The sequence below is a fragment of the Streptomyces sp. SID9727 genome (genome assembly GCF_010550605.1).
Taxonomy (GTDB): Bacteria; Actinomycetota; Actinomycetes; order Streptomycetales; family Streptomycetaceae; genus Streptomyces.
Genome location: NZ_JAAGNI010000261.1, coordinates 77,161 through 91,518, shown reverse-complemented (window position 1 = coordinate 91,518; position 14,358 = coordinate 77,161). Strand labels below are relative to the sequence as shown.

Sequence of the window (14,358 nt, the reverse complement as noted above, 5' to 3'; positions counted from 1 at the left end):
CTTCGTGGGCGCTGCCTTTCAGCCGCGATGCTCCGTGACCAGTCTCTCCAGGACCGGAACCACGTCCTTCGGCGCCGGAGCGGCCAGCATGCCCTGGTACAGGTCGCGGGCCCCGGTGCGGAACGACGGCTCCGTGATCAGCCGGACGAGGTCCTTGCGCATGCCGTCGACGTCCATCTCCGCGGGGTCGACGACCAGTCCGGCACCCCGGCGGTGGATGTACCGCGCCACGATGTTCTCGTCCCACAACGGGATCGGCACGATCAGCTGCGGTACCTGGAACGCCACGCAGGCACCGGAGGTGCCTCCGCCGCCGTGGTGGATGACCGCCGAGCTGGTCGGCAGTATCTGGTTGAGCGGCACGTATCCGATGGCACGGACGTTGTCCGGGAGCGTCCCCACGGCAGCCAGCTGATCGCTGTTCAGCGTGGCGACCATCTCCAGGTCCAGGTCGGACAGGGAGTCGAAGAACTCCCGCAGCGGGAAGCCGCCCTGCGGACCGTCGAAGAGCCGCCGGGTCTGGCCGAGTGTGAAGACCACCCGGGACCGCTCGGGACGGGTGTGCAGCCACTTCGGAAGGCTGCCGCCGCCGTTGTACGGGATCCAGCGGACCGGTACGTAGCTCAGATCCAGCGGGTAGCTCATCCGGGCCGCAGTCAGGTCGAGGGTCCACTGGCCGAGCAGCGTCTCCTCGGTGAAGTCGAGACCGTACCGCTCCAGCATCGGTTCCAGCCACGGCATCCACGGGTCCTCCGTCGGGCCGGAGGCCGGGTCTTCCCGTTCCTCCCGCATCTTGGAGCGGACCAGGCCGACGTTGTCCATGCCGAACAGGAGCCGGGCGTGGGCGGCGCCGCAGGCACGCGCGGCCACGGCCCCGGTCGGAGCCAGCGGGTCCCACAGCACCAGATCCGGGCGCCAGTCACGGGCGAATTCCACCAGCGAGTCCACGACCGGCCGGCGGTCGCCGCCGGCCGGCTCCGGCGGATAGTGCGCGTTGAACAGGACGGTCAGCATGGCCTGGCAGGTGCGCCAGGAGTCCTCGTCGTCCGGGTCGATCGCCGCGGTGCGCCGGTTGGGGCTGTTCGCGGCGGCGAGGGCGGGCGCCAGCGATTCGGCGAGTTCCTCCTTGCCGCCCAGGGACACTGCGGTGAGGCCGGCCGAGGCGATGTTCTTGAACAGGTTCGGGTCGACCGGGGCCTCGGAGGCGGCCATCACGACCTCGTGACCGGCGGCCTGCAGCGCCCATGCCATGGGAACGACTGGATATACATGTGACGATGCCGGAAAGACGTGGAAGAGAATGCGCATCGCTGACCTCCTGGAGGTTGTCCGTTCGACGCTGGCGGTTGCCGTTCGCCAGGAGCGTGCAGGCCGGTTCTAAAGAACCGCTTGCGTTGTGCGCCCGTGCGGCGGCTCCACGCGCGCGCTGCGCCGAAGCGCCGTCCAGTACGCGGTGGCCGGGCCGTGGCCCCGCTGAACCCGCCGTGTTCCGGATGCCGCAGACGTAGCGGAGCGGACGCCTGCTGACCCGTACCGACGGCGTCACCGGGCCCCTGCCGCCCGCCGGTTCTCGACGGCCTTGCGCACGGCCGCCGCGACCGTGTGCACGTCGCCGTCGCTGAGGCCGGGATGCAGGGGGAGGCACAGGGTCCGTTCCGAGGCCCAGTCCGAGTGAGGCAGCCGAAGGTTCTGGGAGCCGAAGGCGGGAACCTTGTGCAGCGGCGCGTAGCGGAAGGTCGTGTAGATGCCCTCCTTGTAGAGGTCGTCTGCCAGGTCGTCCCGGATCTCCGGGTCTGTCTGCACCCAGTAGAAGTAGTGGGTGGACTCGTGGCCGTCCGGCAGGGCGGGAGGCAGCAACAGGCCGGGCACTGACGCGAGTTCACGGTCGTAGAGGGCGCAGATCTCCTGGCGGCGGCTGACGAACTCGGGCAGCCGGCTCAGCTGTACGGCGCCGATCGCGGCGGTGAGATCGTTGCCGATGACACGGCGCCCGGGCTCGGGGATGTCCAGCTCCCACCAGCGGGAGCTGACCTTCGCATGGCCGAAACCGCTGGGCTGGGCCAGCCCGTGGTAGGCCAGCCGCCTGGCCCGTACCGCTCGTTCCCGGTCCTTGAGGTAGATCATTCCGCCGTCGCCGGTGACCAGGACCTTCATGGCGTCGAAGCTCCACATGGCGATGTCGCCGAAGGACCCCACGGCCCGCCCCTCCACCCGGGAGGCCACCGAGCAGGCCGCGTCCTCGACGAGGGTGACACCCAGCTCCCGGCAGCGGCTCGCGATGCGCACGATGTCACCGGGCGAGCCCCCGTAGTGCAGGACGACCACTGCTTTGGTGCGGGGCGTGATCACCCTCTCGACGTCCTCGGCCGTGGGATTGAGGGTGCGGGGGTCGACGTCGCAGAAGACCGGCCGGGCACCGCAGCTGAGTACGGCGTTCGCGGCGGCGACGAAGCTGAGGGACGGCAGCACCACCTCGTCCCCGGCCTGCAGGTCCATCGTCTCCAGGGCGAGGAAGAGTCCCGCGGTACCCGAGTTGAGGAACACGACGTGTTCGGCGGGCACGCCGATGTGCTCCGCGAACGCGGCCTCGAAGGCCTGGGTGCGAGGGCCGTGTCCCAGCCACTTGTCCTCGAAGGTCTCGGCGACCGCGGCGAGTTCCCTCGCTCCGACTTGGGGCTCAAAGAGATTGATCATGACTGCCTTTCGCATGTCCGGCTGACCGTCGATCCGGCAGCGGCCTCACTCGGCCCGGCTGGAGCCGTGAAAGGGAGTACCGCCCGGCGGGCGGGAGCCCGCCGACATCAGAACGCCTCGAGCGGCTCTCCCGGACGTGTTCAGTCCGTACGGGAAGACGACGGCGGGGCTCCACCGTGTGCTGCCGCGCTAAAAGTCCGGCAAAGCGCCGGGCCCCGTACCCCGGGAGAGCGGCTGTGCTCGGCGGATCAGCCGGCCAGCGGGGTGTCGTACAGGTCGTAGCTGCGGGACCCCCGGAAGCGGGCCAGCACCTCTTTGTGCAGCCGCTCCTCGCAGGATCCGGGCAGGTCGGGCACGGACAGGCCGAGACGCCGGGCGAGCCGGTGCAGGGCGGCGCCCAGCCACGCCGGGTCGGCGAGAAAGCTGTCGGAGCCGCCCTGGGCCTGCTGCCAGACGCCGATCACCGAGGCGGCGGCGAGCAGCACCGCGTACCGGTCGGCCAGGGCGAAGGCGCTCGGACTGGCCAGGGCGGTGCGGTCCCGGGGGGCGAGGCCGAGGCTCTGCTCCTGGACCCGCCGCAGCTCCTCCACGAGGCGCAGCGCGACACCGTGCGCCGACCGCTCCTCGGGGGTGCCGGTGGGCAGTTCGTCGACGGCCGCGACCAGCGAGGCGCTGATCCCGTCGCGGCCACTGGCCAGGGTGAGCCGGTCGAACGGGATGTCCGGCAGCTCGTCGTGCAGCCGGAAGACCGCTCCCGGCGCCGGGTCGTCGCTGAACCAGGAGCGGCGCGCGAGCCGGGACAGCTGGGGAATGATCGTGGCCTGGCAGGCGGCCGAGCCGGCGTGGCCGAGGCTCAGCACCGGCAGGTCGCGCACGTGCTTCTGGAAGATCCCGAACTCGCCCTCCCGGACGTAGAACCGGGCGCCGAGCACGATCGACAGGTCGTACATCGCCTCGGTGAGCATCTTCGGCACCAGGTACTTGACCGCGGCGGCGCAGACACTGGTCTGGTCCGGCAGCACATGCACGGCGCGGGTCGCGGCCAGCGAGAGGCTGTCGCAGATCAGCAGGTCGAGGAAGGCGGCCGACAGGGTGGCCCTCGCGTGCGGGATGTCCATGACGGACTTGCGGTACAGCCGTCGGCCGAGCGCGAAGCCGGTGACGGTGCGCAGGGCGGTGTCGGCGGCCCCGAGAGCCATGCCGGGGAGGGCGCTGCGGGTGATCTGGAAGGCCTGCAGGGCGAGTTCGACGCCCTTGCCCTCGTCGCCCACGAGCGCGGAGGCGGGGACCGGGCAGTCGGTGAACTCCAGGCCCGACAGGTGGCAGCCGCGCACGCCGACCGCGTCGTAGCGGGGCAGGAGGCGGTACCGGTCCTGGTCGAGCCCGGCTCCTTCGGCCAGCACGACCGAGTGGCTGCGGCTGCCGGGCGCGGGGCTGGTGCGGCTGAACAGCACCCAGGCGGCGGCCCGGTCGGCGTTGTTGATGACCTGCTTGGCGCCGTTCAGCAGATATCCCCCGGCCACCGGGCGGGCCTGGAACTCGTTGTGCACGAAGTCGTTCCCGTGCGCGAGCTCGTGGAAGGCGACAGACACCTTCCCCCCGTCCAGCAGCAGGTCGGCGAGGCGCCGCTGCTGCTCGCCGGTGCCTGATCGCCAGACGTTGACGGCGGCCATGAAGGAGGTGACGCCGTAGCCGAGGCCGAGGGTGATGTCGCGGCGGAAGACCTGCCGCATCACCCGTACGAGGGTGTCGACACGCTCCAGCCGGCCGCCGAGCCGGTGGGGCACGAAGTCCGCGTTGAGCACCAGGTCGTCCAGCGCCCGTTCGCCGTCCTTGGACACCTCCGCGCGCTCGTCGGCCTCCAGCAGCCTGGCGTACGAGATCTCGCCGTACGCGTCGGTGGGGTCGCCCAGTCGCTTCTCCAGCTCGGCGATCCGGGCGACGACCCGGTCCTCCTGACCGCCGGGCGGGTACGGCCCCGCTCCGTACGGCCCGTTGGCCGTGCTGCCCATCGGCATGGCGTCCTCTCGATTGCTCACGTCAGTTGCCCACGGTGGTCGGGTCGTCCGCCGGCCGGAGGCCTTCCGTCGGCAGCCGGTAGGGGTGCAGCGAGAAGAGCTCGCCGGAGCGCCGGGTGGCGACCAGGTGCTCGACCAGTTCCTCGTACGCCTCGCCGTCCCCGGCGTCCGGCTCGCCCAGCCGCTCCAGCAGCCGGCCGAGGGCGGCGCGCAGCCACAGGCCGTCCTGCCACAGCGGGGCGGCGCTGGTGCCGGTGAACAGGCGCGCGCTGTGAGTCCACAGGCCGAGGCATACCGCCGCCGTGTGGCAGAGGGTGTAGCGGCGGGCGGTCTCGAACGCGGCGGGCGGCACGTCCCCGAGCACGCCCTGCCACCGTTCCATCTCGGCGTGGACGCGGTCGCTGACGTCCGCGATCCGCCGGGCGGCCTCGGCGGCCGGGGCCAGCGCGGGCTGCTCCCCGGCCAGCTCGGTCAGCCGGGCGACGGACTCGCCGAGCCCGGCCAGGACGCCGCTGCCGTGCCGTGCCACCAGGGACAGCCGGTCGGGCCGGAGCTCCGGCACCGGCAGGGACAGGTCGTAGGCCGCCCGGGCACCGGCCACGTCGCCGGTGCCGCGCCGTCGGCCGCGCATCAGCGACCGGAACTGATTGACCAGGGAGTTCAGGTTGACCAGCGTGTTCCCGTCGAACAGGCCGACGATCCGGTGGTCACGCTCGACCTTCTGGAACATGCCGCCCGCGTGGACGCCCTTCAGGAAGGCGCGGGCGCCGAGCAGCTGGGTGAGCCGGGCGAGAACGTCCTCGGTCCCGCTGGGCAGTGTGTACTTGGTGACCGCCGCGGTGATGCTCATCTCGTCGGTCTGGGTGTGCACCAGGCGGGAGGCGACGATTGCCAGCGCCTCGTGCAGCAGTACGTCGGCCGCGGCCGTGCCCAGCGTCCGGCGCGCCTGCGGCAGGTCGCCCAGCAGCTTGCCGTACAGCTCACGCCGCAGGGTGAAGTCGACGGCGAGCCTGAGGCCGTGGTCCGCGGCGCCCAGGGAGAGGGCGGCGCACAGGGTGCGGGTCAGCTGGAGCGCCTTGAGTGCGATCTCCAGACCTCCGCCCTCGGCGCCGACCAGTGCGGAGCGGTCGACGCGGGCTTGGTCGAAGGCGATGCCGGAGATGTCGGCGCCGCGGATGCCGTGCGTGTGGACCTTCGGCAGGTGGTGGTACACGTCCTTGTCCAGCTCGCGCTTGTCCACCAGCAGGACGCTGAAGCCGCGCGGGCCTCCGGCCGGGTCGGTGCGGGTGAGCAGGGACAGCAGGCTGCCCCGGGTGGCGTTGTTGATCAGCCATTTCTCGCCGCTGACCAGCCAGCCCTCGGCGCCGGCGGCGCCGCGCACCTCGCCGGCGAGCAGGTCGCTGCCGTGGTCGCGCTCGGTCAGGCCGAGGGAGACGGGAACCCCGGCCCGGACATCGGCGCCCAGGCGCGCGGCCTGCTCCGCGTGTCCCGCCACCCAGACGCAGACGCCGCCGAGGTAGGTCTTGCCGTGGCCGATCGCGACGGTGAGATCGCGGCGGGCGAGGACGCGTATGAGCTGGAGCAGCCCCGGGTAGCCAGTCAGCCGGCCGCCGTGCTCCTCGGGTACGTAGTAGGAGGGCAGCCCCCAGTCGTCGAGGCGGAGGCAGATCTCGGCGGGGAACTCCTCCTTCTCGTCGAGTTCCAGGCAGCGCGCGTGGGAGAACCAGCCGCTCGGATCGTCGGGGTCGCCGAGGAAGCGGTCCAGCTCCTCGGCGGTGCGGTAGGCCGGGTCCTGCATCTCAGACACCTGCCTGCGCCGGCGTGGAGCCGGTGGTGCGGGCGACGAGGCCGCGGGCCACGGCTCCTCGGTCCAGGGTCAGTTCCGTAGGGGTGCGGAAACTTGTCAACGTCTGTGCCTGACCTCTCCGAGATCCGCAGGCTTGGCGCCGGCGAGGCTTGCTGGGGCACCGCCGATCGTGGTTCGCCCTGCTAAGGGCTCGCTTGTGCTGCGGACCGCGGAAGGTCGCGCGCTGGGATCGGTCAGGAGCGGGGGGCCGTCGGCCGGCGGGTCGCCGGGCCGGATCCCTCCGGCGCGTCCGCCTCCGCTCCCCCGTGCCCCGGCTCCCGGCGCCCGGGCCGTGTCGCTCCCGGCAGCAGCACGCAGGCCAGCACGACGCCCGTGGCGACGATCGCCGCGGCGGCGCCGAAGCCGGCGGCGGCGGAACTCCCGAAGTCGGAGGGGGCGGCGGTGTGCGGGCCGCCGGCCCGCTGGGCGAGCACCGAGCCCACGACGGCCACCCCCATGGCGTTGCCCAGCTCCAGCATGGTGTCGTTGAGCGCGGAGGCATTGCCGGCGCGCTCCGGCGGCACCAGTCGAAGCACGGTGTCCGTCGCCGGGGACAACGCCACGCCGGCCCCGATGCCCAGCAGGGCCAGGCCGATCAGCATGCCCGGGTACGCTCCGTTCGCGGCGAGCGTCAAGATGCCTGCGGCGGCCACCGCGAGGCCCGTCGTCACGCCGCCGCGCGGGCCGGTGCGCCGGGCCAGCCAGGGTGAGACGGATGAGCCGATGCCGACCGCGACCGCGACGGGGGCGATCGCGAGTCCGGCCCGCAACGGGCTGTATCCGAGGTGGAACTGCAGGTACTGGGTCAGCACGAACAGCGTGCCCGCCACACCGCTGAACAGGAGCGTGATCCCCGCGCTCGCCCCCAGGAAGACCGGTCGGCGCAGCAGCGCGAAGTCCACCATGGGGCTCGGATGCCGCCGCTCCCAGACGGTGAACGCGCCCCCGGCGACGAGCGCCGCCCCGAACCCGCCGAGCACCGTCGGCGACGTCCAACCCTGGCTCGATGCCTGGATGGCGCCGAACACCACTCCTGCCATGGCGGCTCCGCCCAGGACGGCACCCACCGGGTCCATCGGGCGCGGTACCTTCGCCGCGGACTCCGGCAGCAGGAAGACGCCCGCGGTCAGCACGACGACCACCGGCAGGAGGTTCACCAGGAACACCGAGCCCCACCCGAGCTGGGCGGCCAGCGCGCCACCGATCACCGGGCCCACGGCCACCCCCAGGGCGGACGTGCTGCCCCACACGGCGATGGCCCGGGGCCGCTCCCGTTCCGGGAACACGTCCACCAGGATCGACAGAGTGCCCGGCATGACCATCGCCGCGGCCACTCCCATCACGGCCCGGGCGGCGATCAGCTGGCCGGTGCCCTGCGCGGTGAGCGCGATGAGGCTGCCCCCTCCGTACAGGGCCATGCCGAGCATGGTGGCCCGTTTGCGGCCATAGCGGTCGGACAGGGTGCCCGCGGTGAGCAGGCCGGCCGCGAGGACCAGGGCATAGCTGTCGACGACCCACTGGGTCTCGCCGATGCTCGCGCCCAGGTCCCGCCTCATGCTGGGCAGGGCGACATTGAGCAGGCTGTTGTTGAGGACGATCACGAAGAGGGCGAGGGACAGCACCCCGAGCACCCACCAGCGCCGCGGATCCGGCCGTTCCTCTGCGGCTGCCGGCCCCCGGGCCTCGTCCGTCTCCTGCATCTCCCGCATTGCGGTCCCTCCGTCGTGCTCCCGAGCGGGCGGCACGGGGCGTGCGCCCGGCGGCAGCATGCCGACGCATGCTGAAGTCCCGCTTGTCCGGCCGGTGTCCGCCTCTGCCCCGGAGGACTGAGCCGGTGCGGTGACCGGGCGTCCTGCAGAGACGCTCCGCCTGCCCGGGGGGAGCAACGGGGGAATCCGGGCAGACGGAGCGGCGGCGGCTCCCTGAGCAGGGCACCGATCCGCGCGGCCCACTGTCGCCCGCCCCGCTAAAGCACCGGCTGTGTTCCCTCCGTACGGCACCGCACCGCGTCAGTGACCGTACGCCCCGCTGCTCACCGGCTCGTGGTGCGACCGCCCGCCGAGCAGGTCGTCCGCCAGCACGGGCAGGAAGCCGTCCGGGTCGTCGTGCGGGAAGAAGTGCCCGCCGGGGAAGAGGCGGACGGTCGTGTCGGCATCGGAGTGCCTCGACCAGGCCGCGAGTTCCTCCCTCGTGGTGGAGGCGTCCGACCGGCCTCCGTAGACGGTGAGCGGGCAGTCAAGCGCCGGGCCGGGGCGGTGGGTGTGGGTCTCGGCCACGGCGAAGTCGGCCCGCAGGGTGGGCAGCATGACGTTCAGCATCGGGTTGCCCGCCGGGGTGGCGCCGGCCTCGCCGCTCACCGGGGTCCCGTTCTCCCTGCCTGCGTCCTCCGTCCCGTGCAACTGGCCGATTCGGGCGAGGAGTTCCGCGGCCGGCGCGTCGTGCACCGGGGTCGCCCGGCGCGGCAGGTGCGGTGCGGGCAGGCCCGCGACGAGCAGCCGGTCCGGATCGGGCAGCCCGAGCCGGCGCTGGGCACGGCAGACCTCGAACGCGATGCCCGCGCCCATGCTGTGGCCGAACCAGGCGTGCGGCCGGTCGAGCAGCGGGGCGATGCTCCGCAGGAGTGGCGGCAGCAGGTCGTCGAGCCGGTCGTAGGGGCGCTCGCGGAAGCGGGTCTCGCGCCCCGGAAGACGGATCGCGACGACCTCGATCCCGGGCTCCAGGTACGGCGCCCAGGAGCGGAAGGCGCCTGCGCCGCCGCCCGCGTGCGCCACGCAGAAGAGCCGCATCCGGGCCTGTGGCAGCGGCCGGCGGCGGACGGCCCACTCCCCTTCCCGGGCGGTGGTGGAGCGGTACGTCAGCCCATCCATCGGGCCACCCTTTCGGCGAGTGCGAGGCATGTCAGGTTCGGAGGGGCGCTGGGCATCACCGGGAGCACCGAAGCGTCGACCACGTACAGCCCCTCGGCGCCGTGGACCCGGCAGCGCTGGTCCACCACGGCCCCCGGGTCGTCCGCCGGTCCCATGCGAGCGGTGCCGACGGCGTGCCAGCTGGGCGAGACGAAGCGGGTGACGGCTCCGCGCAGCATCTTGTCCTCGCGGACCATCCGGTCGGTCCACACCAGGACCCGTTCCAGCAGGCCGGCCATCGGCGCCGACCGCAGGAGTGCCCAGGCCTGCCGTACGGCGGCCATCAGGAGCTCCACGTCGGCCGGGTCGGTGGCCAGGCCGAGGACGATCTCCGGTGGGGTCGAGGGGTCCGCGTCGCGGATCGTGACCGAGCCGCGGGAGGCGGGCCGCAGCACCATGGCGGACAGCCCCACCGCCAGCTCGGCGCGGAGCATGCCGCCGATCAGCGGATTGGCCGCCGTGGGCACCGCGTCCAGCAGGAACAGCCCGAGGTCCGCCGCGCCGCCCGCCGCGGCCGGATCGGACGCGGAGCGCGCGGTGACCTGGTGCCAGCTGCTGCCCGCCCGGCAGACACCAGGGCGGGGCTCCGACCAGAGCACGATCGCGGGGTGGTCGGCGAGGTTCTGTCCCACGCCGGGCAGGTCCAGGGCGGGATCGATGCCGAGTCCGGCCAGCAGCCGGGGGTCGCCGATGCCCGAACGCTGCAGCACCGCGGGCGTGTTGACCGCGCCCGCCGCCAGGACGACCCGGCCCGCCCCGACGCGCTGGAGCCGCCCGTCGCGCCACACCTCGACGCCGGTGGCCCGGTGGTGGCCGTCCAGCAGCACCCGGGCCGCCACGGTGCCGGTCCACAGGGTCAGGTTGGGCTGCTCCCGGGCCGCCGCGAGATGGCTCTCCGCGGTGGAGATCCGGCGGTCTCCTACGGCGTTGGCGGGAGTGATTCCGGCGCCGAGCGCGGCACCGGAGTTCAGGTCCTCCAGAGCGGGCAGCCCGAGTTGCCGGCAGCCCTGGAGGAAGGCCTGTGCGGTGGTGGCGAGCGACTCCCGGGCCACCCGGTGGATCGGCAGCGGCCCGTCCGTGCCGTGCTCGGGGCCCTTGACGTCGTGGTCCGTCTCCAACCCGACCAGGTACGGCAGCAGTCGCTCCCAGGTCCACTCCGGGTTGCCGGCCGCCGCCCAGACGTCGAGGTCCGCGGGCAGCGGACGCAGGGCGAGCGCGCCGTTGACGGCGGAGGAACCGCCGAGGGTCCTGCCGACCGCGTACGGGAATTCCCGTCTGCCGCCGGCGGAGGCCCGCGCGGTGTAGTCCCAGTTGCGGCCCGCGAGGACGGGCACCCCGGCCTGCTCCCGCGACCCGCCCGCGGCGTCCGGGGGCTCGCCCGCCTCGATCAACAGCACCCGGCGTTCCGGCCGCTCGGACAGCCGGGCGGCGAGGACCGCTCCGGCCGAGCCCGCGCCGACGACCACGTCGTCCCAGTACGGGACCCCTTCTCGCGTACTCACCGGGTCACCTCCCCAGCCGGGCCTTGAGCAGGTCGGCCAGGCCGGCCACCGTCGGGTTCTCGAAGAGCAGTTGCAGCCCTTCCTCCACGTCGCCCTCCCACTGGAACGCGTCCCGCACCCCGGTCAGGATGTGCACGGCGTGCAGGGAGTCGCCGCCGAGTTCGAAGAAGTTGTCCTCCACTCCGAAGTCGTCGAACCCCAGGACCTCCGCCCAGATGGCCGCCACCCGCGCCTCGGTCCCGTCGCGGGGCGCGACGACCTCGTGTTCCGCCAGGTCGCTCCAGGGCACCGGCAGTGCGGCGGCGTCGACCTTGCCGTTGGCGCTCAGCGGGATCGCGTCGACGAGCAGGCAGTGTTTGGGGACCATGTAGTCGGGGAGCAGTCCGGCCAGCGCCGCGAGCAGTTCCGCGGGCTCCGGCCGTGCCGGACCGTTTCCGTCCGGTACCACGTGGGCGACGAGCTGGCGGCGGCCGGTGACGGGGTTGGTGTCCACCCGGACGACCGCCCGGCCCACCGAGGGGAGCCGCTCCAGGGTGGCGGCGATCTCGCCGAGTTCCACCCGGTATCCGTTGAGCTTCACCTGGAAGTCGGCGCGTCCCAGGAACTCGATGTTTCCGTCGGGCAGGTAGCGTCCGAGGTCGCCGGTGCGGTAGAGCAGTTCAGCCGAGCGCGGGTGCCGTACGAAGCGCTCCGCGGTGCGCTCCGGGTCGGCCCAGTAGCCCATGGCCACGCCCGTGCCGCCGATCCAGATCTCGCCGGTCGCCCACACCGGCCGTTCCTCGAAACGGTCGCCGAGGACGTGCAGGGTCTGGTTGGCCAGCGGCTTGCCGTACGGAATCCGGGTCCACTGGGGCGGGACCTCGCCGATCGGGTAGTGCACCGACCAGATGGACGCCTCGGTGGCCCCGCCCAGGCTGATGACCTCGGCGCGCGGGTGGCGGGCACGCACCGCGTCGGGCAGTGCCACCGGTATCCAGTCGCCGCTGAGCAGTACCAGCCGCAGGTCGCCCGCGCGTTCCTCGGACAGCCGGGCGGGCGAGTCGGCCCAGAGCTGCATCAGGGCGGGCACCGAGTTCCACACGGTGACGCCGTGGCGCTCGGCCAGCTCGGCCCAGTGGGCCGGGTCGTGCGCGCGCTCGGGGCTCGGCAGGACGACGGTGCCGCCGGCCGCGAGGGTGCCGAAGACGTCGTAGACGGAGAGGTCGAAGGTGAGCGACGACAGGGCGAGCACCCGGTCCGCGGGGCCGACCGAGAAGCGCCTGTTGAGGTCCTGGACGGTGTTGACGGCGCCCCGGTGGTCGATCATCACGCCCTTGGGAGAGCCCGTGGACCCCGAGGTGAAGATGACGTAGGCGAGGTCCTCCGGCGCGGGCGCGGTGTCCGGTGCGGTGGACGGCTGTGCCAGGGTCTCGTCGTCGTCCAGAGCCACCAGGATCGTCTGCTCGGGCCAGTCGAGACCGTCCCGGTGGCGGGCCGAGGTCACCACGATGCTCACCCGGCCGGATTCCAGCAGCTGTTGCCGCCGGGCCGCGGGCCACTGCGGATCGACGGGCAGATAGGCCGCCCCGGAGGCCGCCACGCCGAGGACCGCCGGGATCTGTTCCAGGCTCCGGTCCAGTACGACGCCGACCAGGGTGCCCGGCGCGGCGCCGAGCGCGGTGAGCCGGTGGGCGAGCCGGTGGGCCGAGGCCATCGCCTCGCTGTAGCGGAGGCTGCCGTCCTCGGACACCGCCGCCGTGGCGTCCGGTGTGCGCAGCGCCTGGTCGGCGACGATGCTCAACAGGGTTCCGCCGGGCAGCTCCAGCGCGGTGGCGTTGACGCCGGTGCGCGCCGCCAGCTGCGGGCTCGGGGCCGAGACGGTGGGCCCCAGCGCGTCCCACAGGCCCGGCTCGCTGCTCAGCCTGTCCAGCAGGGTCCGGAAGGTGGCGAACATGTCGTCGAGCAGGCCCTCGGGAAACAGGGCCTCCACCGCGTCCCAGTTGAAGACCAGCTCGCCGTTCTCCTCCAGCACCTGGTGGTCGAGCCAGACCTGCGGGGTCTGGCTCACGCCGTGCCGGTACTCTCCGAAGAAGGCCATGCCGTCCATCGCGTCGGTGTCCCCCGAGAACCCGAGGGCGCTGGTGAAGACGATCGGCATGGCCGCGCCGAGACCGGCGCCGCGCCTGCGGGCGCGCTCCCGCAGGACCCGCACGCCGCTGTACGACAGGTGTTCCAGGTCCCGCATCAGCTGCTGCTGGAAGCCGGCCGTGCGCCGGGCGAAGGTCTCGTCCTGGCCGCCGCTCATCTGGAGCAGGGTCAGCGAGGTGAAGTCGCCGATGATCCCGCCGATCTGAGGGTGGGCCTCCGCGGGCCGGTTGAAGAGGGTCAGGTTGAGCGTGAAGTCGCTCTGCAGCGACCACAGGCGCAGTACGTCGGTGAAGGCGGCCAGCAGGACCGTGGAGGGGGTGAGGCCGCGTTCCTGGGCGTACTTCTTGACCAGGGCCCACTGTTCGCGGGGCAGCGCGGCCCGGCGCCGGGTGAAGACGGTGCTCTCCGCGGGGCCCTGCTGGACCGCCAGCGGCAGGTCGGGGGCGGGCGGCAGTTCGTCGAGCCGGTCCAGCCAGTACTTCTCGGCGGCCTGGTGGCGGGCGCTGCCGCGCTTGGCCTCTTCCGCGAGGACGAAGTCCCGGTAGCCGATGGCGAACGGCTCGGGGTCCCAGCTCTCGTCCTCGTAGTAGTGCTGCCAGTCACGGAAGAGCAGGTCGAAGCTGTAGGCGTCCATGATCAGCAGATCGAGGCTGATGTGCAGGCGCAGCCCCTCGCGGTGCGAGGTGGCGCGGATGTCGAACAGCGGCCAGATGTCGGGGGCGAGGACCTGGTGGTCGAGCTCGCCGCGCAGGGTGCGCAGGTGCTCCTCGAAGGAGTCCTGGTCCGCGTCCGTCCGGTCGTAGAACCGGATCTCGTACTCCGGGACCTCGGGCAGCACCCGCTGGCGGCCGTCCGGGCCGACCACGGCGCGGAGCATGTCGTGCCGGGCGATGACCTTGCGCAGGCTGCGCTCGAGGCGTGCCACGTCGAGGCCGTCACGGTCGAGCTCGAAGTAGAAGTGGGTGGCCACCCCGCCCAGTTCCAGGGCTCGGTTGTGGCCGATCCAGTAGGCGTGCTGGATGTCTGTCAGCACGAAGGGCTCGTGACGCTCTTCGTGTCCCGCGGTGAGCGGGGCCGCTTCGGCGTCCTGCTCCGCGGCGCGCAGCATGGTCACCAACTCGTCGCGCTGCGCCCGCAGTGCGTCCCGGAGCGGGGCGGTGAGCGCGCCGGGCGGCGCGATCACGTCGAGCTTGTCTCCGGAGAGCCTCAGCTTGATGCCGAGCTGCTGGAGCTCCGAGATCAGGTCGTGGTCCATGGCGGGTCCT

General features: G+C 72.8%; 8 protein-coding genes. All 8 read right to left on the bottom strand.

Annotation, left to right across the window (positions count from 1 at the left end; genetic code table 11):
* Positions 1-18: 18 nt before the first annotated feature.
* The 8 genes from G3I41_RS17005 to G3I41_RS16970 all read right to left on the bottom strand — a co-directional run bounded on the left by G3I41_RS17005 (position 19) and on the right by G3I41_RS16970 (position 14,348).
* Positions 19-1,251 carry a nucleotide disphospho-sugar-binding domain-containing protein gene (locus tag G3I41_RS17005; protein ID WP_239081668.1) on the bottom strand — a complete coding sequence of 411 codons (1,233 nt, stop codon included), beginning with the start codon at positions 1,249-1,251 and terminating at the stop codon, positions 19-21.
* Between the two features lie 291 nt (positions 1,252-1,542).
* A complete protein-coding gene (locus G3I41_RS17000; RefSeq protein ID WP_164401062.1) occupies positions 1,543-2,694 on the bottom strand; it encodes a DegT/DnrJ/EryC1/StrS family aminotransferase in 1,152 nt (383 codons plus the stop codon).
* A gap of 248 nt (positions 2,695-2,942) precedes the next feature.
* Positions 2,943-4,712: an acyl-CoA dehydrogenase gene (locus G3I41_RS16995; protein WP_164401098.1), complete on the bottom strand. Its 1,770-nt coding sequence runs from the start codon at positions 4,710-4,712 to the stop codon at positions 2,943-2,945.
* 22 nt (positions 4,713-4,734) lie between these two features.
* The gene (locus tag G3I41_RS16990; protein ID WP_164401061.1) at positions 4,735-6,510 is read right to left on the bottom strand and encodes an acyl-CoA dehydrogenase family protein; all 1,776 of its coding nucleotides are present in this window, start codon (positions 6,508-6,510) and stop codon (positions 4,735-4,737) included.
* A gap of 242 nt (positions 6,511-6,752) precedes the next feature.
* Positions 6,753-8,267, bottom strand: a complete 1,515-nt coding sequence (locus G3I41_RS16985) for an MFS transporter (RefSeq protein ID WP_239081667.1) — start codon at positions 8,265-8,267, stop codon at positions 6,753-6,755.
* A 300-nt stretch (positions 8,268-8,567) separates the two neighbouring features.
* Positions 8,568-9,425 (bottom strand): thioesterase, encoded by an 858-nt coding sequence (locus tag G3I41_RS16980; RefSeq protein WP_164401060.1) that lies wholly within the window; start codon positions 9,423-9,425, stop codon positions 8,568-8,570.
* Positions 9,413-10,966 (bottom strand): GMC family oxidoreductase N-terminal domain-containing protein, encoded by a 1,554-nt coding sequence (locus tag G3I41_RS37680; protein ID WP_164401059.1) that lies wholly within the window; start codon positions 10,964-10,966, stop codon positions 9,413-9,415. Before G3I41_RS37680 ends, G3I41_RS16980 begins: the two co-directional genes overlap by 13 nt.
* 4 nt (positions 10,967-10,970) lie before the next feature.
* Entirely contained in the window at positions 10,971-14,348 is a 3,378-nt protein-coding gene (locus G3I41_RS16970) for a non-ribosomal peptide synthetase (RefSeq protein WP_164401058.1), read from the bottom strand.
* Positions 14,349-14,358: the final 10 nt, after the last annotated feature.